This window comes from Bradyrhizobium sp. RDM12 (assembly GCF_051917485.1).
GTDB lineage: Bacteria > Pseudomonadota > Alphaproteobacteria > Rhizobiales > Xanthobacteraceae > Bradyrhizobium.
In genome coordinates this window covers 4,409,671-4,430,999 of the sequence record NZ_CM133064.1, presented here as the reverse complement: position 1 = coordinate 4,430,999, position 21,329 = coordinate 4,409,671, and the positions used below count along the sequence as shown (strand labels likewise).

General features: G+C 64.6%; 19 protein-coding genes and 7 pseudogenes. 10 read left to right on the top strand and 16 right to left on the bottom strand.

The features are described from left to right. The first annotated feature begins 115 nt into the window (after positions 1-115). Positions 116-544 carry a hypothetical protein gene (locus tag ACTGJ9_RS21575; RefSeq protein ID WP_456672756.1) on the top strand — a complete coding sequence of 143 codons (429 nt, stop codon included), beginning with the start codon at positions 116-118 and terminating at the stop codon, positions 542-544. Positions 545-724: 180 nt separating this feature from the next. Here the strand turns inward: ACTGJ9_RS21575 and ACTGJ9_RS21570 are convergent, their stop codons facing one another. Genes ACTGJ9_RS21570 through ACTGJ9_RS21560 form a run of 3 tightly spaced genes read right to left on the bottom strand, consistent with a single transcriptional unit; the run spans position 725 to position 2,269 of the window. Next, a complete protein-coding gene (locus ACTGJ9_RS21570; RefSeq protein ID WP_456672755.1) occupies positions 725-1,534 on the bottom strand; it encodes an isocitrate lyase/PEP mutase family protein in 810 nt (269 codons plus the stop codon). 51 nt (positions 1,535-1,585) lie between these two features. Beyond that, positions 1,586-1,936: an antibiotic biosynthesis monooxygenase family protein gene (locus ACTGJ9_RS21565; RefSeq protein ID WP_456672754.1), complete on the bottom strand. Its 351-nt coding sequence runs from the start codon at positions 1,934-1,936 to the stop codon at positions 1,586-1,588. A gap of 24 nt (positions 1,937-1,960) precedes the next feature. After that, complete coding sequence (locus tag ACTGJ9_RS21560) at positions 1,961-2,269, bottom strand: NIPSNAP family protein (RefSeq protein WP_456672753.1); 309 nt, start codon at positions 2,267-2,269, stop codon at positions 1,961-1,963. Positions 2,270-2,433: 164 nt separating this feature from the next. On the opposite strand from ACTGJ9_RS21560, the gene ACTGJ9_RS21555 reads away from it, so the two are divergent. From ACTGJ9_RS21555 to ACTGJ9_RS21545, 3 genes and pseudogenes are all read left to right on the top strand, one after another. After that, positions 2,434-3,132: a metalloregulator ArsR/SmtB family transcription factor gene (locus ACTGJ9_RS21555; protein WP_456672752.1), complete on the top strand. Its 699-nt coding sequence runs from the start codon at positions 2,434-2,436 to the stop codon at positions 3,130-3,132. 123 nt (positions 3,133-3,255) lie between these two features. Continuing rightward, a pseudogene (locus ACTGJ9_RS21550) lies at positions 3,256-4,267 on the top strand (alpha/beta fold hydrolase). A gap of 204 nt (positions 4,268-4,471) precedes the next feature. Then, positions 4,472-4,717 carry a GCG_CRPN prefix-to-repeats domain-containing protein gene (locus ACTGJ9_RS21545; RefSeq protein WP_456672751.1) on the top strand — a complete coding sequence of 82 codons (246 nt, stop codon included), beginning with the start codon at positions 4,472-4,474 and terminating at the stop codon, positions 4,715-4,717. Positions 4,718-4,850: 133 nt separating this feature from the next. Here the strand turns inward: ACTGJ9_RS21545 and ACTGJ9_RS21540 are convergent, their stop codons facing one another. Both ACTGJ9_RS21540 and ACTGJ9_RS21535 read right to left on the bottom strand, forming a co-directional pair. Continuing rightward, a complete protein-coding gene (locus ACTGJ9_RS21540) occupies positions 4,851-5,129 on the bottom strand; it encodes a twin-arginine translocation (Tat) (RefSeq protein WP_456672750.1) in 279 nt (92 codons plus the stop codon). 130 nt (positions 5,130-5,259) lie between these two features. After that, complete coding sequence (locus tag ACTGJ9_RS21535) at positions 5,260-5,574, bottom strand: hypothetical protein (RefSeq protein WP_456672749.1); 315 nt, start codon at positions 5,572-5,574, stop codon at positions 5,260-5,262. A 192-nt stretch (positions 5,575-5,766) separates the two neighbouring features. On the opposite strand from ACTGJ9_RS21535, the gene ACTGJ9_RS21530 reads away from it, so the two are divergent. Together ACTGJ9_RS21530 and ACTGJ9_RS21525 are read left to right on the top strand one after the other, a co-directional pair. Beyond that, positions 5,767-6,408 (top strand): glutathione S-transferase family protein, encoded by a 642-nt coding sequence (locus ACTGJ9_RS21530; RefSeq protein WP_456672748.1) that lies wholly within the window; start codon positions 5,767-5,769, stop codon positions 6,406-6,408. A 93-nt stretch (positions 6,409-6,501) separates the two neighbouring features. Beyond that, positions 6,502-6,654 carry a hypothetical protein gene (locus ACTGJ9_RS21525; RefSeq protein WP_456672747.1) on the top strand — a complete coding sequence of 51 codons (153 nt, stop codon included), beginning with the start codon at positions 6,502-6,504 and terminating at the stop codon, positions 6,652-6,654. 9 nt (positions 6,655-6,663) lie between these two features. Here the strand turns inward: ACTGJ9_RS21525 and ACTGJ9_RS21520 are convergent. Next, positions 6,664-7,010 (bottom strand): annotated as a pseudogene (locus tag ACTGJ9_RS21520) (hypothetical protein). Between the two features lie 103 nt (positions 7,011-7,113). After that, a complete protein-coding gene (locus tag ACTGJ9_RS21515) occupies positions 7,114-8,646 on the bottom strand; it encodes an acyl-CoA carboxylase subunit beta (protein WP_456672746.1) in 1,533 nt (510 codons plus the stop codon). A 149-nt stretch (positions 8,647-8,795) separates the two neighbouring features. Here ACTGJ9_RS21515 and ACTGJ9_RS21510 point away from each other — a divergent pair, with 149 nt between their 5' ends. Beyond that, the gene (locus tag ACTGJ9_RS21510; RefSeq protein ID WP_456672745.1) at positions 8,796-9,200 is read left to right on the top strand and encodes a DUF4260 domain-containing protein; all 405 of its coding nucleotides are present in this window, start codon (positions 8,796-8,798) and stop codon (positions 9,198-9,200) included. A gap of 167 nt (positions 9,201-9,367) precedes the next feature. Next, positions 9,368-9,964 (top strand): hypothetical protein, encoded by a 597-nt coding sequence (locus tag ACTGJ9_RS21505; protein ID WP_456672744.1) that lies wholly within the window; start codon positions 9,368-9,370, stop codon positions 9,962-9,964. Between the two features lie 70 nt (positions 9,965-10,034). On the opposite strand, the pseudogene ACTGJ9_RS21500 reads toward ACTGJ9_RS21505, so the two are convergent. The 8 genes and pseudogenes from ACTGJ9_RS21500 to ACTGJ9_RS21465 form a co-directional block, all read right to left on the bottom strand. After that, positions 10,035-10,297: pseudogene (locus tag ACTGJ9_RS21500) on the bottom strand (EscU/YscU/HrcU family type III secretion system export apparatus switch protein). Further along, positions 10,294-11,914, bottom strand: a pseudogene (gene fliK, locus ACTGJ9_RS21495) (flagellar hook-length control protein FliK). Before fliK ends, ACTGJ9_RS21500 begins: the two co-directional pseudogenes overlap by 4 nt. Before the next feature lie 54 nt (positions 11,915-11,968). Beyond that, positions 11,969-12,761 (bottom strand): annotated as a pseudogene (locus ACTGJ9_RS21490) (ATP12 family chaperone protein). Positions 12,762-13,121: 360 nt separating this feature from the next. Then, a pseudogene (locus tag ACTGJ9_RS21485) lies at positions 13,122-14,335 on the bottom strand (RluA family pseudouridine synthase). Next, on the bottom strand, positions 14,332-14,649 hold the full coding sequence (locus ACTGJ9_RS21480) for a HigA family addiction module antitoxin (protein WP_456672743.1): 318 nt from the start codon (positions 14,647-14,649) through the stop codon (positions 14,332-14,334). Before ACTGJ9_RS21480 ends, ACTGJ9_RS21485 begins: the two are co-directional and overlap by 4 nt. A 9-nt stretch (positions 14,650-14,658) precedes the next feature. Continuing rightward, on the bottom strand, positions 14,659-14,949 hold the full coding sequence (locus ACTGJ9_RS21475; RefSeq protein ID WP_456672742.1) for a type II toxin-antitoxin system RelE/ParE family toxin: 291 nt from the start codon (positions 14,947-14,949) through the stop codon (positions 14,659-14,661). A 49-nt stretch (positions 14,950-14,998) separates the two neighbouring features. After that, a complete protein-coding gene (locus ACTGJ9_RS21470) occupies positions 14,999-16,333 on the bottom strand; it encodes a replication-associated recombination protein A (protein WP_456672741.1) in 1,335 nt (444 codons plus the stop codon). Continuing rightward, positions 16,330-17,733 (bottom strand): DegQ family serine endoprotease, encoded by a 1,404-nt coding sequence (locus tag ACTGJ9_RS21465; protein ID WP_456672740.1) that lies wholly within the window; start codon positions 17,731-17,733, stop codon positions 16,330-16,332. Before ACTGJ9_RS21465 ends, ACTGJ9_RS21470 begins: the two co-directional genes overlap by 4 nt. Before the next feature lie 314 nt (positions 17,734-18,047). Between ACTGJ9_RS21465 and ACTGJ9_RS21460 the strand changes: the two genes are divergently transcribed. Then, positions 18,048-19,655, top strand: a complete 1,608-nt coding sequence (locus ACTGJ9_RS21460; protein ID WP_456672739.1) for an OprO/OprP family phosphate-selective porin — start codon at positions 18,048-18,050, stop codon at positions 19,653-19,655. 39 nt (positions 19,656-19,694) lie between these two features. Here the strand turns inward: ACTGJ9_RS21460 and ACTGJ9_RS21455 are convergent, their stop codons facing one another. Further along, positions 19,695-20,081, bottom strand: coding sequence for a winged helix-turn-helix transcriptional regulator (locus tag ACTGJ9_RS21455; RefSeq protein WP_456672738.1), 387 nt, complete (start codon positions 20,079-20,081; stop codon positions 19,695-19,697). Positions 20,082-20,202: 121 nt separating this feature from the next. Between ACTGJ9_RS21455 and ACTGJ9_RS21450 the strand changes: the two are divergent. Beyond that, a pseudogene (locus ACTGJ9_RS21450) lies at positions 20,203-21,215 on the top strand (zinc-binding alcohol dehydrogenase family protein). Positions 21,216-21,329: the final 114 nt, after the last annotated feature.

Below are 21,329 nucleotides of genomic sequence, written 5' to 3'. Positions count from 1 at the left end.
ACAAACTGGTTCCCGATTCCGTCACGAGGGCAACATGCGACGAAAGCATAAGGCATGCGGAACAGAATCTCGCACCTCCGGGTTGTCAGGCGCAATCAACGAGGAGACCCAATCGATGGCTGACGACCGTTTTCCCAACGATCCGTACCGCCCGAACCTCGCCGACGATGAGTACCTTCGCGCGGCGCGCCGGGATTCCGACCTGCAGGTCGATCCCGAGCTGGGCGAAGGCCCCGCCTCCAGCGGCAAGATCGCGCTGTTTGCCGTGGCGATTGCCCTGGTGCTGGGCGCCGTGTTCTACGGCTTGAATAATACGAGCACGAGCAACCAAGCCGGCAATACGCCGACAACGCAGACCGCGCAGCAGACGGCTCCGGCTAATCCCGCCGCGCCTCCCGGCATGCGTGACGTGACGCCGCGCAACAACACCGCGCCCGGCGTGACCACGGGCGCCGCGTCGAGCAAGCCGGCCGCCCCGGCTCCGGATACGCCTGCGGCAAAGCCGGCGCCGGATACGCAGACTCCGTCTGACGGCGCGAAGTAACGCACCACTGTCATCGCCCGGCTTGATGTTGAGACCGGGCGATCCAGTACCGCGAGACGGCAGCGATTGATCGATCGGCCACACCGTACTGGATGCCCCCGCCTGCGCGGGGCATGACACCGAGCGAAGCGAGCGAAGAGAGAGCGGCGGGACACAACATCCCGCCGCTTTTGGTTGGCGCTAGCCAAACATCTTATTGAGCTCGCCGCCGGAATAGCCGCTCGCGAGCTCGGTAAACGTCCCCTTCTCCGCCATCTCTTTCGCAGCGCGCATGAAGCCGCCCCAGGCGGCGCGGGCGAGCGAGCCGCCGACGCTGATGCGACGGACGCCGAGATCTTCGGCTTCCTTCAACGACAGGCCGGAGCCGCCGATCAGCAGGTTGAACGGTTTTGGTGCGACAGCCTTCACCACTGCCGCGATGTCCTCGCGCGTCTTCAGCCCCGGTGCATAAAGACAGTCGGCACCGGCGTCCGCGTAAGCGGTGAGCCGATCGATGACGAGCTTGAGGTCGGTCACGCCCCAGAGGAACGCCTCGCAGCGGCCGACCAGCAGCGTACCGCTGTCGCCGATTGCCTCGCGCGATGCCTTGATACGCTCGATCGCGAGCGCACGATCAAAGATCGGCTTGTCCTTGTCGCCGGTGGAATCCTCGATCGACAGGCCCGCAACGCCGGTGCGCACGCCGCGCGCGACATTGTCCGCGACCTTGTCCGGTTCGACCGCGAAGCCACCCTCGAAATCCGCATTCACGGGAATATCGACGGAAGAGCTCAGTGCTGCCAGATGCTGACAGACATCCTCGACCGTGACGCGATTGTCGGCCTTGCCGATGGTCCAGGCAAAGCCCGCGCTCGACGACGCGATCGCCTTGAAGCCGAGATGCTGCAGCGCCTTGGCGCTACCGATATCGACCGGATTGGGCAGGATGAAGCAGCCGCTCTCGTGCATTCTCTTGAAATTCGCGCGCTTGTCAGCCGTTGTCACATGCATGTTTCTCTCCCTTGTTGGCCGCGCAGAGATAGGCACACGCGCCCGCGAGCGCTAGTGCGCGTCGTGCACCGCGCGGCTGTCCTTCGGCGCCTGCGCGCGATCGTTCATGCCGTAGTCCCTGACAACGCTGGCGATGCGCAGATGATAGTCGGCAAAAATCTGCGCCCTACCCTTGGCCTGCGTGCGGCGGTGCTCCATCGTGTTGCGCCAGGCTTCGACCGCGGCCTCATCCCGCCAGAACGACAGCGACAGCACCTTGCCTTTCTCGGTCAGGCTCTCGAACCGCTCGACCGAGATGAAGCCGTCGATGGTTTGCAGGAGCGGCTTCAGATCGGCCGCGAGGTCGAAGTAGTCCTGGCGGTGTTCCGGCTTGGGCCAGACTTCGAAGATCACGGCGATCATGGGCGGCTCCTTATCGTTGATGGACTACACTACCACCTTGCGCAGGAAGGTGCGCTCTTCCGCAAGGATGAACTTGTTGTCCTCGGCGAAGTGGAAGTTCGCCATGCCTTCGGCATCCTGCCGCAACCGCGCACGATAGGCCTCGTAGGCGGCAAGATTCTCGAAGGTGATCAACGCGAATGCGATGTTGTTGGTGCCCTCATGCGGCATGAAATAGCCGATCAGATCGCCGCCGCATTTCGGGATGATGGTGAGCCAGCGCTTCGAATACTCCTCGAACTGCGCGCGCTTGAACGGATCGAGCTGGTAGCGGATGAAAACGGTGACGGACATGAGGCACTCTCCTGATGTTTCCTCCGTCATTGCGAGCGCAGCGAAGCACTCCAAGAATCCCGCGGCAGGGACAGTCTGGATTGCTTCGTCGCTGCGCGCCTCGCAATGAGGAGTTGAGAGATTACCGCCTTGCCCGACCGCAATGCTTCGGCTATCATCGAAGCATGAAATCAGGACCCGACATTGCCATGGTCGCCGCGCTGGTCGGCGACCCCGCCCGCGCCAACATGCTCACGGCGCTGATGAACGGACGTGCGCTCACGGCAAGCGAGCTCGCGCAGGAGGCCGGCATCACGCCGCAGACGGCGAGCTCGCATCTTGCGAAGCTCGAGGCCGGCGGACTGGTCGAGCCGGAGAAGCAGGGCCGTCACCGTTACTACCGGCTCACCGACGACGATGTCGCCGGCGTGCTCGAAGGGCTCGCCGGCCTTGCCGCGCGCACCGGGCATATGCGCGTGCGCACCGGGCCGAAAGATCCGGCGCTGCGGCGCGCGCGGATCTGCTACGACCACCTCGCCGGCGATCTCGGCGTGCAGATGCTCGATAGCTTGCGTGCGCGAAACCTGGTCAAGCAGAAAAAGCAGGAGATCGAGCTGACCGCCGAGGGCGAGCGCTTCCTCGCCAAGAATCTGCAGATCTCGACTGACATGCTCAGCCATCCGCGCCGTCCGGTGTGCAAGGCCTGCCTTGACTGGAGCGAGCGGCGCCACCACCTCGCCGGGACCTTGGGCGCTGCGATGATGCAGCGTTTTGCCGAGTTGAAATGGGCCGCGCGCGATGCCACGCCCGGCAGCCGCGTGGTGAATTTCACCCGCACCGGCGAGAAGCAGTTTGCGGCGCTGTTCGGTGGCGAGAGGGAGTGATCACGCACACAATTGCGTGTGAGCTGCCAGTCTCGCGACGGCCGGGCTTGACCCGGTCATCCACGCGTTTATTGCGGCCGACGTGGATGCCCGGGACAAGCCCCGGGCGTGACGGAGACTCTTATGAACCGCATCATCCCGGCCGCGCTCGCCGCCGTTCTTCTCGGCTCCCCGATCACAGTCAGCCACGCCGCCGACGCGCCGCAACGCGAGCCCTATGGCATCGCGCTCGAAGGCTTTGCCTATCCCTATCCCGTGCACCTGTTGCCGGTCGTCAATGACGGCGAGCAGCTCAGCATGGCCTACATGGACGTGGCGCCGACGCAGCCGAACGGCCGTACCGTGGTGCTGCTGCACGGGCGCAATTTCCCCCTCGAGCTACTGGGCGCCTGTCATCAAGATGCTCAACGAGGCCGGTTATCGCGTCGTGGTGCCGGACCAGATCGGCTTCGGCAAATCCTCCAAGCCCGTGGGCGAACTGCATTTCGACACGTTGGCGCGCAACACCATCGCGCTGCTCGATCACTTGGAGATCAACAAAGCCGATATCATCGCGCATTCGCTCGGCGGCATGCTCGGCGTGCGCATCGCCCGCGCTTATCCCGACCGCGTCGCCCATCTCGTGCTGACCGCGCCGATCGGGCTGGAAGACTACCGCCTCTACGTGCCGCCGACGCCGACCGATAAGATCATCGAGACCGAGGACAAGCTCACCGCCGACGGCTACCGAAAACAGCTGCAGACCAATTACGCGATCAAGCTACCGCCGGATGCGATCACGCCGTTCATCGACGCCCGCTTCAACATCAAGGGCAGCCCGGATTATCCGCGCTGGCTGCGCGCCTTCGTCTCGTCCGGCCAGATGATCTATCGCGAGCCGGTGGCGCACGAGATTCCGCTCATTACCGAGCCGACCCTGTTCATCATGGGCGCCGATGACCATAACGCGCCGGGCCGGCCGAACGCGCCGGAGGCGCTGCGGCCCAAGATGGGAGAGAACGCCGAGCTGGCAAAAGCGTTCGCGGCGAAGATGCCGAATGCGCGGGCTGAAGTCATTCCTGACACGGGTCACCTCGTGTTCCTGGAAGCGCCGGAGAAGTATCGGGAGTTGGTGCTGGGCTTTCTCGGCCGCTAAGGCCATCGCTGTCGCCCGAGGCCGTACGGGACGAATGTTCATGCCGCATTCAGGTCATGATTGGCAGGTTTGGATCGCGCCGTGCCGACATGTCGCAAAAATTAACATGTCGAATCGTATCTTTTGATTCATTGTGCGCCGCAAGCGCGCAAACCCCGAAACTTACCCCAGACACCTGCCTCCAAGGACGAGAAGGAAGATCAAATGAAATATCTGTTTGCCGCCGTGATGCTCGCCAGCGCGGTCGTGGGCTTCAGCGAGGCGGCCAGCGCCGCCGGTGGTTGCGGCCCGGGCTGGTACCGCGGCGCCTATGGCGGCTGCCGTCCGATGCGCGGTCCGGTCGTCGTGGCCCCCGCCCCGGTCGTGGTCGCCCCGCCGGTCGTCGTAGTGCGTCCGCGCGTGTGCCCCTATGGCTTCCGCTGGTACGCCGGCCGCTGTCGTCCGTTCTGATCTTTTGCACTTGCGAATGGCCGCGCGGCGGAAGCTGCGCGGCCATTTTCGTTGAGAGGCTTCGCCCATAGCAATTCGTCCATGGCAAAAAGGGATCGCAATCGCGATCCCCTTTTTCAGTCCAGGCGCGACGTTACCAGTGACGCCAGTGGCGGCGATGCCAGCGACGACGCCAGCCCCAATGGCGATGGCGCCAGCCCCAGTGCCGGTGATGCCAGTGGCCGTGGCCATGCCAGCGCACCTGCTCGGGCTTGAGCTGCGCTGCTTCCTCGCTGCTGGTCACGGCGGGATGAGCGTCCGGATTGCCTTGCGGCATGCGCGGATCACCGAGCACCTGGGGCACCATTGGCGCCGCCTGTGCGGCGGCCGTAAACGCGGCGGCACCGGCCGCGACACCGAATGCGAGCTTCAAAAATTCCGGCGCTCCATGACATGTCCTCTGCTTTATCGATCAAGTGATGCAAAGGAAGTGTCGGGCTGGCGACATGAACTGCCGCTGAATCGCGCGTTCAGGTTCATTGCAAAGCCGACAGGAGCGTGTCCTATTTCGCAAATTCCTGCGCCAGCACCAGCGTCTCGCGCGAGCGCTTCACCTCCGGCCAGTCGCGGTTGAAATCGGCGACAAGCTTTGTCAGCGCGTCGCCCTTCAGCATGGCCTGAAGCTCGGCCTCGTCATCGAACTGATACATGGCCTGGTGCAGCGAGGGATCGTCCAGGCTCCAGAATCGCCAGGCCTTGGCTACGCCGAACGCCTTCACCGCGTCGGGCACGTGCTCGGTCTCATACCATTTGTCGAAGGCGGCGCGTTTGCTGGCATCGGCGACGATGGCGCGGACGACGAAGTAGGCGGCGAACATCGGATTTCCTCCTTTTGTTTGGCCGCAGCATAGCTGGTTATAGTGCCGGCAACAAAAAGCCCGCGCGACGGAACATGACGATCGCGCCTTTGCCCACCCGACCGGTCCTGCCTGCGAAGAAAAAACGGTCTCACGCCGTCGGAACGCGCGCCATTCATCCGTCCTATGCTTGAGACAGCACGGAGACACCGCATGCCCGACCTCACCCTGATCACCTACGATTGGGTTCCCCCGCCGCCGCGCGGCTATGTCCGCGACCTTCGTGTGCGCTGGGCGCTCGAAGAGGCTGGATTGCCCTATCGCGTCGCCAGCACGCCGTTCGACGAGCGCGGGCCTGGGCATCTGGCGCACCAGCCGTTCGGCCAGGCGCCATGGCTGACCGACGGCGATCTCTCGATCTTCGAGACCGGCGCAATCCTGCTGCATCTCGGCGAGCTCAGCGACGCCCTGCTGCCCGCCGATCCGCGCGGCCGCAGCGAGGCGACGGAATGGGTATTCGCCGCGCTCAATTCGGTGGAGATGGCGAGCCTGCCGTGGACGATGCTGAAGTTCATGGGCGAGCCGGGATCGAAATTTTTCGACGACTTCCTCAAGCTTCGCCTCAAGCACATGGAGATGGTGCTGGCCGACCGCGAATGGCTGGCGGGATCCTTTTCCGTCGCCGACATCCTGATGTCGGACGTGCTGCGTGTCGTCGAACGTTTCGGCGGGCTCGCGGACAGCCCTGCCTGCCGCGCCTACGTGGCGCGCGCCACGGACCGCCCCGCTTTCGCAAAGGCCCACGCGGATCAGATCGCGCATTTCGCTGCGGCAGACGAGGCGCGCGGGGCGTGACCCGCCGCACATAATTAACCCGCCATTCACCATCTCCGCACCGCCGCCGGAACGAAGCAATTTGCTTCAAATTATTCCCGCGGGAGGTGCCACATGAGCCGTATCGATTATCTCAAGGAGCAGGTTGCCCGCGCCGAGCGTCTGGCGAAAACCGTCCTCGACCAGCAAACCGTGGAGCGGCTGCAAGCCTTCGCCGCCGAATGCCGCGCGGAGTTGACGGCGCTGACGCTACGGACTGCCGCCTGAGACAGCGCGTCACACCAGCTTCATCGGCGTATCGGCGACCACGCGGAGGTCAATCCTGCCGATCAATTGCGCACGACGCGCTTCCGCGGCGTGGATCGCGTCATCCGTCTGCCGCAGCGTGCTGATGTTCGAGCCGAGCGAGACGATGCCGCCCAGCACCAAGGCGATCGATCCAAGTGCCGCGGTTTGGCCCAATCCAAACAGTCCGAGGATCGTGATCAGCAGCAGCGCGCCACCACCGCCGATGGCGATCTTGGAAACGATAATGTACTTCCGGCACCGCTCGGCGATCTCGGCGAGCCGCTCGATCGATCTTCGATGTCGGAGATTTCGTCGGTCGGATCGTCTTCGGTCATCGGATTTTAGATACCGACTGTAGGGCGGATTAGGCGCAGCCGTAATCCGCCGAATTCAGATGAGTGGCGGATTACGCTTTGCTAACCCGCCCGACGCTTCCCTCTACAACGGCAAATTGTCGTGCTTCTTCGCCGGCGTTTCCACCTTCTTGTCCTTCAACATCGACAGCGCCCGTGCGATGCGCTTTCGCGTCGAATGCGGCATGATGACGTCGTCGATGTAGCCGCGCTCGGCCGCAATGAACGGCGACAGGAAGCGGTCTTCGTATTCCTTGGTGCGCGCGGCGATCTTGTCGGGGTCGCCGATGTCAGAGCGGAAGATGATCTCGACCGCGCCCTTGGCGCCCATCACCGCGATCTGGGCGGTCGGCCAGGCGTAGTTCATGTCGGCGCCGATTTCCTTCGACGCCATGACGTCGAAGGCGCCGCCATAGGCCTTGCGGGTGATGATGGTGACCAGCGGCACGGTGCATTGCGAATAGGCGAACAGCAATTTGGCGCCGTGCTTGATCAGGCCGCCATATTCCTGGGCGGTCCCCGGAAGGAAGCCCGGCACATCGACGAAGGTGACGATCGGGATGTTGAAGGCATCACAGAAACGCACGAAGCGCGCGGCCTTGCGCGAGGCATCGCTGTCGAGCACGCCGGCCAGCACCATCGGCTGGTTGGCGACGAAGCCGACGGTGCGGCCCGCGATGCGGCCGAATCCGGTGACGATGTTCTTGGCGAAGCTCTCCGCGATCTCGAAGAAATCACCCTCGTCGACGACCTTCAGGATCAATTCCTTCATGTCGTAGGGCTTGTTCGGATTATCGGGGATCAGCGTGTCGAGCGACATGTCGATACGGGCGGTATCGTCGAAGCTCGGCCATTCCGGCACGCCATCGGTGTTGTTGGAGGGCAGGAAGTCGATCAGGCGACGCATCTGCAAGAGCGTCTCGACGTCGTTCTCGAAAGCGCCGTCCGCGATCGAGGAGCGCGTGGCGTGCACCGAGGCGCCGCCGAGCTCTTCTGCGGTGACGACCTCGTTGGTCACGGTCTTCACCACGTCGGGGCCGGTGACGAACATGTAGCTGGTGTTCTTCACCATGAAGATGAAGTCGGTCATCGCAGGCGAATAGACGTCGCCGCCGGCGCAGGGGCCCATGATGACGGAGATCTGCGGGATCACGCCCGAGGCGAGCACGTTGCGGCGGAACACGTAGGAATAGCCGGCGAGCGCGGCGACGCCCTCCTGGATGCGGGCGCCGCCCGCGTCATAGAGGCCGATGATGGGCGCCCTTGCCTTCATCGCCATGTCCTGGAGTTTCGTGATTTTCAGCGCGTGCGTTTCCGAGAGCGAGCCGCCGAAAACCGTAAAATCCTTGGCAAAGACAAACGTCTTGCGGCCGTTGACGGTGCCCCAGCCGGTGACGACGCCGTCGCCGGGGATCTTGTTCTTCTCCATGCCGAACTCGGTGGAGCGGTGTTCGACGAACATGTCGAATTCCTCGAACGATCCCTTGTCGAGCAAGAGCTCGATGCGCTCGCGCGCGGTCAGCTTGCCGCGGGCATGCTGCGCCTCGATGCGCTTCTCCCCGCCGCCGAGCTTTGCGCCGGCACGACGGTCTTCAAGGGCGTCCAGGATATGTTTCATTTGCTCCCGCCAGTTCTTAGCCTAAATGCGATTGCCGGGGGTTCTAACACGGCATTTTGCGAGCCGGGAAGCGGCTTTCGGCGCCGCAGGGCTGCCTTGCCGCAGCGTGAAAGCGCAAGGAATTACAAAGTTTTGCCTGGGAGGTGATCATGGACGAGCAACCTGCCGAGGCCGGGGCCGTGACAGGTGGCGTCAACATCCTGCTCCGCGTGGAGGGGCTGGTCCTGTTCGCGGGAATGGTGATGCTTTACGCAGCCTGGGGCGGCTCCTGGCTGGTCTTTGCCCTGCTCTTCTTCGTGCCCGATCTGAGCTTCCTGGCTTATCTGTCGGACGCCAGGTTTGGCGCGCTGGTCTACAATGCCGCCCACAGCTACCTCGCCCCCGTGACGCTGATGACGCTGGGCTTCGGCTTTGCTTCGCCCCTCACCTTGTCAATCGCCTTGATCTGGCTCGCCCATATCGGCATCGACCGGGCGCTGGGTTACGGCCTGAAATATTCGGCCGGGTTCGGCTTTACCCATCTCGGACGGATCGGCCGGCAGAAAGACGCCTGAGGCTGTTGCGCGCTTTCGCGGCGGGATGGCCGCCATTTTGTCACCCTTGGCCGGTTGACCGCGCCTGCCGATTCAGGCTTGCTCCAACCTTGCGATCAGGCGCCGAATGTTGCGTGAGCTCAGTCGGTACGGCGGCGGTCATCACGTCCGGCTGCAAGCATCACCTCATGTCCGCCACGGTCGTTCCCCTGCTTCCGAACAGCGCATCCGAAACCACCGGTTTCCTGCGGCGGATGGCCAGCATGGTGTCGGGGCGGAACGGCGAGATGCTGCTGCGCGCGGCAACCCTGATCGAGTCGCTGACGCAGCGCGCGATGACGGCCGAACGGCTCTATCACCGGCAGCAGGAAGAGAACTCGCTGCATCTCGAGCTGCGCCAGGCGGCCGAGCTCGCCTCCGACGCCATGGCCAGCCAGATCGCAGCACTGCGGGCGCATCTTGCCGAGGTGGCGTCGGCCGCGGCCGCGGAGCGGGCCGCGTTCGACACCGAGCGCGGCAAGCTGCTCGGCCTGATGCAGAATGCGGAGAGCCACATCGGCAAGCTCACGGCCGAGCTCGATACGTTGCGCGCCTCCGTCGACAGCTTCAACGAGACCTTCGTCTCCGTACCGATCGAAGTGCTGCGCCTCGCACGTACCCAGTTCGACTATCTCTCCAGCGGATCTGCACAGAAGGGCGACGTGATCTCGCACACCATGAGCGAGATCGGCGGCTTCGCCATCGACCAGGCGCTGACGGCGAAGAAGACGGCCGACAAGACCTGATACCGCGCAAATTGACAGCGCGCACGGCTCGCAATGACGCGTGGAGAGAGATGCACGCCAGCTTCATGCGCTACCGCGCCCGGCCCGACAGCCGCAGCACGAACACCAGCACTTCGGCGACGGCCTTGTAGAGATCAGGCGGGATTTCTTCGCCGAGTTCGACCTTGAGAGCGCGCCGGCTAAAATCTCGTTCTCCTCGACCGGGATGTCGTTGGCCTTGGCGATCTCGACGATCTTGGCGCCGATCGTGCCCTTGCCCTTGGCGACGACAACAGGGGCGCCACTGCCCTTCTCGTAATGCAGTGCGATCGCGAGCTTGGATTCGTCACTCATGTGGCGCGATCCAGGAAATGCCCGGTGCGGGCTGGCGCCGGTTGCGGCGGGGTGCCGTCGCGCACGACGATATCGCCGGGCTTGAGCTCAGCTTTGGTCAGCGCGTGATTGAGCTCGCCGATCCCGGCGCGGAGTTGCTGCGCCGTCGCCGGCCGCTCGGCCCACATCCGCACGAAAGTCTTGTCACCATTGAGTGTGATCAGCGCGTGCACGGGTCCGCTCGGCTCGAGATTGAGCGTGAAGCGCGCGCGCCATGCGCGCTTGGCGGGATCGGCCTGCTCGTTGCCGCCATCACGCGAAATCTCGAACTGCGCGATCGCGGTGCCCTGCGCCGTCGCGAACGGAATCTCGAAATTCCATTGCGGCGCAGCCGGATCGATGCGATGGCCGCCGGCATCGACGCGACCGGGCAGCGAAGCGACCTGCAGCAGCGTCTGTCGCGCGATCGCGGCATCGGTGTCGTCGAGCAGGCGATGCACGGTCGCGGCGAGCGGCGTGTTAGGCGTCAGCGATGGCGAGGCGACCGCTTGCGGCGATGGCAACGCGCCGCGGAACGGCGGTGGCGTCGTGGTGCGCGCGGCCGCTTCGAAGACGTGGCCGTCGGGTACGGCCTTGGTGCCGCCCGGCACGTTGCCGGTCAGGCGCGGCAGGTTTTGCGTAACCTCTTGCAGCAGGCTCGCGGCAAGGCCTGCGGAGATCGTCCGCGGCGGCGCCGCTTGCGGTGCGTCGGCCATGTCGGCAAGTACGGCGGTCACGACATTGGCGCTGCGCGGTCCTGGCCGCGATTGGGATGTCTCTGCGTCAGGCAGAAGCGCCTGGACAGCCTCGCCCATAATTTGAGACGGTGAGCTTGCGGCCTCCACTGTGGCGAGGGCGTTCGTCGCAACCGCAACGGCCTGTGTGGGGGCGCGGCAGTCTCGAGCGCAGCTGATGTTGCGGCCAGCGTCTGGCGCAGCACCAGCAGCGCTGCCTTCAATCGGGCACCGCGCCTGACGGCGCTATGCCTGCGGCAAGCGAGGCCTCGAGAAACAGGCCGGACTTCTGGAAGGCGGATTCGATATCGCCGCCATCGAGCGCGGTGTTGAGCGGCGTCCGCTGCGCCAGCACGCGCAGCACGGCCTGCTTCAGGCCATCAGGCAGATCGCTACCGGTCACGACGGAGGCCACATTGGCGAACAGCGGCGCCTGGCTGCCCTGTTTGGTCACGGCCTCGGCCGAGGCTGCGCTGACGGCCACCTGCTCGGCCGGCATCAGGGAATTGCGTGCCGCGGTCGCGGATGGCACAAGCGACGGGCTGTCGACCAGCGACGCCGCCGTCGGCGTCAGCGTCACCTGATCGGCGCTTGCCTCGCCTGCTCCGTTGACTACAGCGAGGCGTATCGTGCCGTCGTTCTGCGACACCGCGAGCTGAAGATTTTGCCCGGGGGTCAGCGACACCTCGGACATCACGTTCATCGAGAGATTGGCGATCGCGATCCGCACCAGATCATCGGCGAGCACGCTGATGACCTTGGCATCGACGACGCTGCCGGCCTGCAGCACGAGATCGGGCGTCGCCGCATCAGCCACGGGGCTGGCGGCACTGACGGGAACGATCGAGCTTATCGGCGTCGGCATCTCAGGGGCCCGGGGATTGTTGCTCCACCCTAAGGTCCCCCCGTAAACCTCTCGTTAAGGACCTCCGGCCGCGGGCGGGTTCACGGCGGCCAGCACCGCCACGGCGGCCTCGAAATCCCGCAAGCGCGTGGCCCGGCGGGCGGCCGCTTCCTCGTCCACGCCCCACTGGTCGGTGTTCCAGTCCTCGTCGACATGGGCGGCGGCCCAGACCTGGCCAGCATCACGCATGCCATGGGCCAGCGCCAGCGCCAGTAGCGCGGAGCCGGTCAGGGTCGTCACGATGTGGAGGGCGGCGACCGACCAGGGATCTCCCGGCAGCGCAGCGCGGGCGGCGCGGAGCGCCTCGTCCGGCTGCTTCACGTGCATCACCCCTCGGACAGGATGAAATGCGCCCCCAGCGCCTCCGCAGCCCAGAACAGCACGGGGTCCCAATGCGCGGCCTCGCGGGCGACCAGCCCCTCGGGGTGGCCGGCGCGATAGAACAGCAGGTCGGCCTCGAAGTATTTTGCGAGGTCATCAGTGACGAGGTCGACGCGATCGACCACGCCCTCGACCACGCTATTGGCGATCCGCGTCAGCGGCATGGTCACGGGATCGATCGCCTCGCCCTGTGCAGCCCACTCCGCGGCCACGGCATCGGCCAGCGCCCGCACCGGGATTACTACCTGACGGGCGGACGGCGTGCGGATCGGCTTGCCGTCGAGCGTGATGGCGAATCCGCCATTGGCCTCGGCGACGCCCACTTCCTTGTAGAAGCGCTTGCGCAGCGGCGTCCGCGCGGACGCACGCGCCGATTCCGCGGATCCGCCGGGGGTTGGCCGGCTGCTTCTTCGAACAATTCGCGCATCTGAGTTTTCGGTCTCCGCCGCTGAATGCAGGCTTTTGAAATAAGATCGGCTTTTAAGGTAAGAGCGGCGGCCGATAAAGCGAGCGGGCATGAGGGAACTTGCGGGCATTGTGGCCATGTTCGGCGGCTTTGAGGCCCGCTTTGGCACCCCGGAATCGCTCGTCCGCAATCTCAGTTTCGGAATTGAGCGGGGCGGCTTCCGGTCGCAACCACAATCACTGCTGTCATGCCCCGCGAAGGCGGGGCATCCAGTACTCCGTGCCGGATGTGATGAGAGCGAACACGCTAAGGCCGGCCTCTGGAATACTGGATCGCCCGCCTTCGCCGGCGATGACAGTGAGAGCGTGGCTAGCAGTACCCCTACTCCTCCGGCGCGTTCTCGATCGGGTCGAATCGGCTCGCATCCAGCCCGAGCAGATTCCACGACTGCTGCATGTGCGGCGGAAGCGGCGCGGTGGCGTCGATCACGCCGCCGCGCGGATGCGGGATGACGATGCGGCGCGCGAGCAGATGCAGCCGGTTTTGCAGGCCGCCCGGCAGCTGCCAGTTCTCGATGTTGAAATATTTGGGATCGCCGACGATCGGATGGCCGATATGCTCCATGTGGGCGCGGAGCTGGTGGGTGCGCCCCGTCACCGGCTTCAGCGACACCCAGGTCAGCTTGTTGCCGGCGGTTTCGACCACCGCGTAATAGGTCACCGCGTGGCTGGCGCCGTCGTCGCCATGCTGGGCGATGCGCATGATGGTGTCGTCCTCGCTCTCCTCCTTCGCGAGGAAAGTCGAGATGCGTCCCTGCTTCGGCTTCGGCAGGCCCGGCACCAGCGCCCAATAGGTTTTCCGCGCCGAGCGCGAGCGGAAGGCTCCGGTCAGATGCGAGGCGGCAAAACGCGTCTTGGCGATCAGCAGACAGCCGGACGTTTCCCTGTCGATGCGATGCACGAGCCGCGGCTTCTGGCCCTTGGAATCGCGCAATACTTCGAGCATCTGGTCGATGTGTCGTGTCATGCCCGAGCCGCCCTGCACGGCGAGGCCGGCGGGCTTGTTCAGCACGAGGACGTCGTCGTCCTCGTAGATCGTCATCTCCTTCAGCGCAGCAAGCGTCTTTTGCGCGCCTTCCGACATTTCACCCGCCGCCTTCGGCGCGTCGAGCTTCAGCGGCGGAATGCGCACGCTCTGCCCCTCCTCGAGGCGATCCTTGCTGTCGACGCGCTTGCCGTCGACACGCAGCTCGCCTTGCGGACAACGCGCTGGATGTGGGAGAACGACAGGCCCGGAAAGCGCGCTTCGAGAAAGCGATCGACGCGCATGTTGTTCTCGTCCGCCGTCACCTTGACGGTCTGAACCTTGGTCGGCAGCAGCACCTCGACCGGCTTTGCCGGCGCGGCCTTCTCCAGCTCCGGTTTGGGCGGACGCCGCTCGGCGCGCTCGCCCGCAAAGCGCGGCGGCTTGGCGCCGGGCTTCCCGTCCGAACGCAGCCCAGCCTTCTTCGCGCTGCGCGCCTGATACGGACGCGCCTCCTTGCGCTCGTCGCGCTCGCGGGGTTTTGGGTCCATTCTCTTGATACGGCGGCTCATGCGGTTTTTCCAAGCTTTCGCGTCGACTGCGCGTTGGCGCGGCGGGGCAGGGACGCAACTTGCGCGCCCACCTCTTTCTCCGCCAGCCGCAGCTCATATTGCTGTTGCAGGTTCATCCAGAATTGCGGGCTGGTGCCAAACCAGTGACCGAGGCGCAGAGCCGTATCGGCAGTAATGCCGCGTTGCCCATTGATGATGCCAGTGATGCGATTGACCGGCACGTCGATCTGACGAGACAGCTCCGCGGCCGTGATGCCGAGTTCACGCAACTCTTCGGCGAGCTGTTCTCCGGGATGAATGGGCGTGCGGGACATAGGCTTCCTTCAGTGATAGTCGACAATCTCCACATCAATCGGGCCGGGCGATCCTTCCGGCCAACTGAAGGAGATCCGCCATTGATTGTTGATCCGGATCGAGAATTGGCCTGCGCGATCGCCTTTCAAAGCTTCAAGTCGATTACCGGGTAATGCCGCCAAATCGCCCAGACTTGTCGCTGCGTCCAATCGATCGAGGCGCGTCTCTGCTTGCCGGGCAAATCCCGAGAACTCCTTGACGTGCTGGCCAGCGGCAAATCGCTCAGTGCGCTTGTCGCGGTAGCTGACGATCGTACCCAAACATTAGCAGGATTTACGGGTTACGTAAATGGTAAATTGCTGGGAGCCATTACTTCCCGCCCCGCTCCTTGCGCAGCTTGGCCCAGTAATCCAGCCGCTTGCGGATCTCCCGCTCGAAACCGCGCTCGGGCGGGTCGTAGAAGGTCTGGCGGCCCAGGGCTTCCGGAAAGTAGTCCTGCCCCGAGAAGGCATCGGGGGCGTCGTGGTCGTATTCGTAAGCCGCGCCGTAGCCCTCGGACTTCATCAGCTTGGTCGGCGAATTCAGGATGTGCTTTGGCGGCAGCAACGAGCCGGCCTGTTTTGCGACCTGCATCGCCGTGCCGAAAGCGGTATAGACCGCGTTCGATTTCGGCGCGGTGGCGAGATAGACCACGGCCTGCGCGATCGCGAGCCCGCCCTCGGGATGGCCGAGGAAGTCGAAGGCGTCCTTCGCCGCATTGGCGATGACGAGCGCCTGCGGATCGGCAAGGCCGATGTCCTCGACCGCCATCCGCACGACGCGCCGCGCCAGGAACAGCGGATCCTCGCCGGCGTCCAGCATGCGCGCGAGATAGTACAGCGCGGCATCGGGATCGGAGCCGCGCACCGATTTATGCAGCGCCGAGATCAGGTTGTAATGGCCATCAGCCGATTTGTCGTAGATCGGCGCGCGGCGTTGCAGGATGTCCTGCAACTGTGCGGCATTGAAAATCTCATCCGCCCGCGCCGAACGCCAGACCTCTTCGGCAAGCGTCAGGGACGCGCGGCCATCGCCATCGGCCATGCGCACCAGCACGGCGCGCGCCTCTTCATCGAGCGGCAGCTTGCGGCCCTCGACCTCCTCGGCATGCGCGAACAGTTTTTCGATCGCGGCAGCATCGAGCGAGCGAAACACCAGGACGCGGGCGCGGGACAGAAGCGCCGCGTTGAGCTCGAAGGACGGGTTTTCGGTGGTGGCACCGACCATCACGACGGTGCCGTCCTCCATCACCGGCAGAAACGAATCCTGCTGGGCGCGGTTGAAGCGATGCACCTCGTCGACGAACAGCAGCGTGCCCTTGCCCATCTCGCGGCGGGCCCGCGCGGCCTCGAACGCTTTCTTGAGATCAGCGACTCCGGAGAACACCGCCGAGATTTGCTCGAAATGCAGGTCGGTCGCATCCGCCAACAGGCGCGCCACGGTGGTCTTCCCGGTGCCGGGCGGTCCCCAAAACACCAGCGAACCGAGCGTGCGCGTCTCCAGCATGCGCGTCAGCGCGCCGTCGGGGCCGAGGATGTGGTCCTGGCCGACGACCTCCGACAGCGCACGCGGCCGCAGCCGGTCCGGCAGCGGATGCGGGGCCTCGTGGTCGAGCCCCGCCGCGGCAAAGAGGGTTGGCGTCTCCTGTGGTCGCTTCGGACTCATCCGCCCAGCGTGACGTTGATTTGCTGGCCGCCGCGCACCAGCGTGATGCGCCAGAGCCGCTGGCTTGCGGCCGCCGCCTTCTCGAGATCGCCGGTCTTGCCGATCTTCTGGTTGTTGACGGCCAGGATGATGTCGCCCTTCTGGAAGCCGACACTCGCCGCCGCGCTGTCGCCGCCGAGATCGGTGATCACGACGCCTTCGGTGTCGGCGTCGAGATGCAGCTCATCGGCAAGCGCCGGCGTGATGGTCGAGACCTTGGCACCCTGGAACGGCGAGCGGGCGGTGAGGACGAGTTCATTGCGGCCGGTATCCGGCGCAGTCTCGAGCGCGATCGCCAGCTTGAGCGGCCTGCTGCCGCGCTGCACGTCGATCTGCGCCGTGCCGCCGAGCGGACGGGTGGCAAAGCGGTAGTCGAACGCATTGGGATCGTCCACGGCCTGGCCGTCGATCCCGATGATGAGGTCGGAGGATTTCAACCCGGCCTTTGCCGCAGGACCGTTGGGAACGACGCTTGCGACCAGCGCGCCGGTCGGCGAGCGCAAGCCGAGGCTCTCGGCGATCTCGGGCGTCACGGCCTGCAGCTTCGCACCGAGCCATGGCCGCTTCACCGCCGTGCCGCCGCTCTTGGCGGAGGCGACGACGACGCGCACCATATTGGCGGGGATCGCAAAGCCGATCCCTTGCGAGCCGCCGGAGCGCGAGTAGATCGCGGTGTTGATGCCGGCAAGCCGGCCGTTCATGTCGACCAGCGCGCCGCCGGAATTGCCGGGATTGATCGCGGCGTCGGTCTGGATGAAGAACTGGTAGTCGGTGATGCCGACCTGCGTGCGCGCAAGCGCCGAGATGATGCCGTGGGTCACGGTCTGGCCGACGCCGAAGGGGTTGCCGATCGCCATGACGACGTCGCCGACCATCAGCTCATCCGAGTTGGTGAATTCGAGCGCCGGAAATTTCTCCTTGGTGTCCTTCAGACGCAGCACCGCGAGATCGCTGCGGGAGTCCTTCAGCACGATCTCGGCCTCGAACTCGCGCTTGTCCGACAGCGACACCTTCACCTGGTCGGCGCCCTCGATGACGTGAACGTTGGTGACGACCAGCCCGGAGGAATCGACGATCACGCCCGAACCGAGTGACCGCTGCACCTGCTCCTGTTGCTGGCCGCCGCCGAAGAAACGGCGGAAGATCGGGTCGTCCAGCAGCGGATTGCGGTTCTGCACCACCTTGGCGGCATAGACGTTGACGACCGCCGGCTGCACCCGCTGCACGATCGGCGCATAGGAAAGCCGCAACTCGGCCGGCGAGGACGGGACACGACGGTCCTGCGCCGAGGCCGGAGCAAGGAAGCCCAGCAGGGTTACGCACAATGCGGTGAAGACGGCGGCACGGATCGGTCGAAACATTCCTACCTCTCGGAAAAGACGCCGGAATATAGGCGCGTTCGCCCCTCAATAGAAGGGCGCAGGGCGGCAATATTCTGCCCCTTCCGGTGTCTCCCAAATGCAAGCCCAGCGTGCGAAATGGCAATTTGTCCGGAGCGCGGATTGGCATGACGCGCGTCATCTTGCATTCTGCCTGATGACGGATTCGGTTGCGGCGAACCTGCACCAGTGGGAACCGCGCAACCGGACGCGCATCGTCGCGGGGCAGTCATCGATCGATCCTAGGCTCTCCCGTGCTCGACTTGGGGAATCTCGTCAAACGATGGAGTCATGACGTGAGCAGGACAAGAATTACAGCCGCGGCGATTGGTCTCGCCGGCGCCTTGGCGGCCTCGCAGGCCCAGGCCCAATCGGCAAGCAGCAGCGAACAGGAGATCGCGCTGCTGAAACAGCAGCTGAAGATGCTGGAGCAGAAGCTCGACAAGCTCCAAAGCCAGACCGCTGCGAATGCGGCAAAGACGAAGGCAGAAGCAAAGGCAGAAGCGAAAGCCGAAGCTCGCTCCGAGGCGAAGGCGGTTGTGGCCAATGCCAATGCGGCGTTTCCGGTCAAGGGCGCGCCGCCGACAGCCGGGGTGATCGTGACGATGCCGAACAACCGGCCGACCATCTGCACATCCGACGGGGCGAACTGCGTTGCCATCACCGGCCGCGTCCACTGGGATGTCGGCGGCTACGACTATCGACCCAACACTGCGTCAACCGTCCCGCAGAAGCTCGACAGCGGCGAGAATGTCCGCCGCGCACGCATTGGCCTCGCCGGCAAATTCTTCAACGACTGGAATTTCGCGCTGGTCTACGACTTCGGCGGCTCGTCCGACGGTTTTGGCGGCGCAGCGCCCGGCTCGCTCCCCGGCGGCGGCGTCTCCGGCCTGGAGAATGCCAACCTCAGTTACACTGGCCTGAAGCCGTTCGGCGGCCGGATGGCCATCGAGGCCGGCATCATGGACGTGCCGTACACGTTGGACGAAGCCACGAGTTCCAACGACATCATGTTCATGGAGCGCGCCTCGCCCGGCGTGGTCGCGACCAACATTGCTGCAGGCGACTTCCGCTCCGCGGCAGGCACGCGCTGGTTCAACGACCAGCTCTGGATCGGCGGCTATGTCACCGGACCGTCGACCGGAGCGATTCACTCCGCCTCGAGCGCCGCACCGGCGGGAACGAGCGAGCAATATGGCGCGGTGGCGCGTATTGCCGGCAACCCGATCAGCGGCAAGGACTACTCGGTGCATATTGGCGCCGACGCGCAATGGCTGATCCAGCCGCCGCGCAATCTGATCGCCAACACACAGACAGTCACGCTCAGCGACCGTCCGGAATTGCGTCTCGACCCGACGACGCTGGTGTCGACCGGTGCGATTGCCAATGTCTCGGGCGCTCAGGTCTACAGCGTTGAGGCGGCCGCGACCTACGGACCGCTGATCCTCCAGGGCGAGTATTTCTGGTACAACGTCGAGCGCACCGCCAACACCGGCGTGCCGCTGGTCGGCGCGCCGAGCCTGAAATTCCAGGGCGGTTACGCGCAGGCCGGCTACGTGCTGACCGGCGAGACCCACACCTACAACGCTGCCAACGCTGCCTATAACGGCGTCAAGCCTGCGCATCCGTTCTCGCTCGATGGCGGCGGCTGGGGTGCGTGGGAGATCGCAGGACGCTTCTCGACGATCGACCTCAATGATCAGCTTGCGAGCGCCAACGGCGTCGCCGGTGGGCGCCAGAACATCTACACGCTTGCGCTCAACTGGTACGTCAACGGTAACGTCCGCTTCATGCTCGATTACCTGCATGGCACCGTCTCCAAACAGACGCTGCCGCCGACTGCATTCGCGAACACGGGCTCGAACTTTGACGCCGTGGCGATGCGCACGCAGTTCGCCTTCTGACGCGATCGATTCCGGGGGCGGCGTGGCCGCTCCCGGAAGTCAAGCAGCGCGCTTCGGCTTCTTGACGACGGGCTCGACCTTAGGCGCCGGCGCGCTGGACAGCCGCTCCTGATGGCCCTCACCCCACGCTTTCAGAATGTCGATCACTGGGCGCAAGCTTTCGCCGAGTTCAGACAGCGTGTATTCCACCCGCGGCGGCACTTCGGCATAGACCTTGCGGATGACGAGCCTGTCCTCCTCCAGCGCGCGAAGCTGTTTTGTCAGCATGCGCTGGGTGATTCCGGGCATCATGCGACGCAGTTCGCCAAAGCGCTGGGTCCCGCTCTGGAGGTGATAGAGGATCACGCCTTTCCACTTGCCGTCGATCAGATCCAGCGTCGCCTCGACCGAGCAGCCGGGACGACGGGCAAAATTGCGCCGTTTCATGCGTGCTTTCCCAATAGTATCCAAACAGGGACTATATCCCCGAATTTACAGTACTTGCCAAATGGGAGCCAGGGCGACAGTTAGAACGGCAGGCGAATACGCCATCTGATGGAGACAAGCCATGAAGGCCGTCGGCTACAAGAAATCGCTTCCGATCGAGGATCAGGACGCGCTGATTGATTTCGAGACCACCAAACCGGAACCGAGGGGGCGCGACATCCGCGTCGCGGTGAAGGCGATCTCGGCCAATCCTGTCGACTACAAGGTGCGCAAACGCGCGGCCCCGCCCGAAGGCGAGACCAAGATCCTCGGCTATGACGCGGCAGGCGTGGTCGACGCCGTCGGGCCCGAGGTCACGCTGTTCAAGCCGGGCGACGAGGTGTTTTACGCGGGATCGATCCAGCGCCACGGCACCAACTCCGAATTCCATCTGGTCGACGAGCGTATCGTCGGCAACAAGCCGAAGTCGCTCTCGTTCGCGCAGGCGGCCGCCCTTCCCCTCACCTCCATCACCGCTTGGGAATTACTGTTCGACCGCCTCGGTGCTGTGCCGGGCAAGAGCGTCGATCCGCGCACGCTGCTGATCACCGGCGGCGCCGGCGGCGTCGGCTCGATCCTGATCCAGTTCGCCCGCCGTCTCACCGGGCTGACGGTGCTCGCCACCGCGACGCGGCCGGAGTCGCAGAAATGGTGCCTTGATCTCGGCGCACATGCGGTGATCGACCACGGCAAGCCGATGAAGGAGCAGATCGAGAAGCTGAAGCTGCCCCGGTCGCCCTGGTCGCGAGCCTCACCTTCACCGAGCAGCACTACAAGGCGATCGCCGAATTCATGGCGCCACAGGGCAAATTTGGCCTGATCGACGATCCCTCGGAGTTCAACGTGAGCGCATTCAAGGGCAAGGCGATCTCGGTGCACTGGGAATCGATGTTCACGCGCTCATCGTTTCAGACGGCGGATATGATCGCGCAGCATCATCTGCTCAATGATGTCGCCGACCTCATCGACAAAGGCGTGCTCCGCACCACGCTCGACCAGACCTTTGGCACCATCAACGCAGCCAACCTGAAGCGCGCGCACGCGCTGCTCGAAAGCGGCAAGTCGCGCGGCAAGATCGTGCTGGAGGGCTGGTAGATTCAGTCCTCGTAGGTAGATTCAGTCCTCGTAGGGTGGGCAAAGGCGCACAAGCGCCGTGCCCACCATCTCGCAACACACGCAGCCAAAATGGTGGGCACGCTGCGCTTTGCC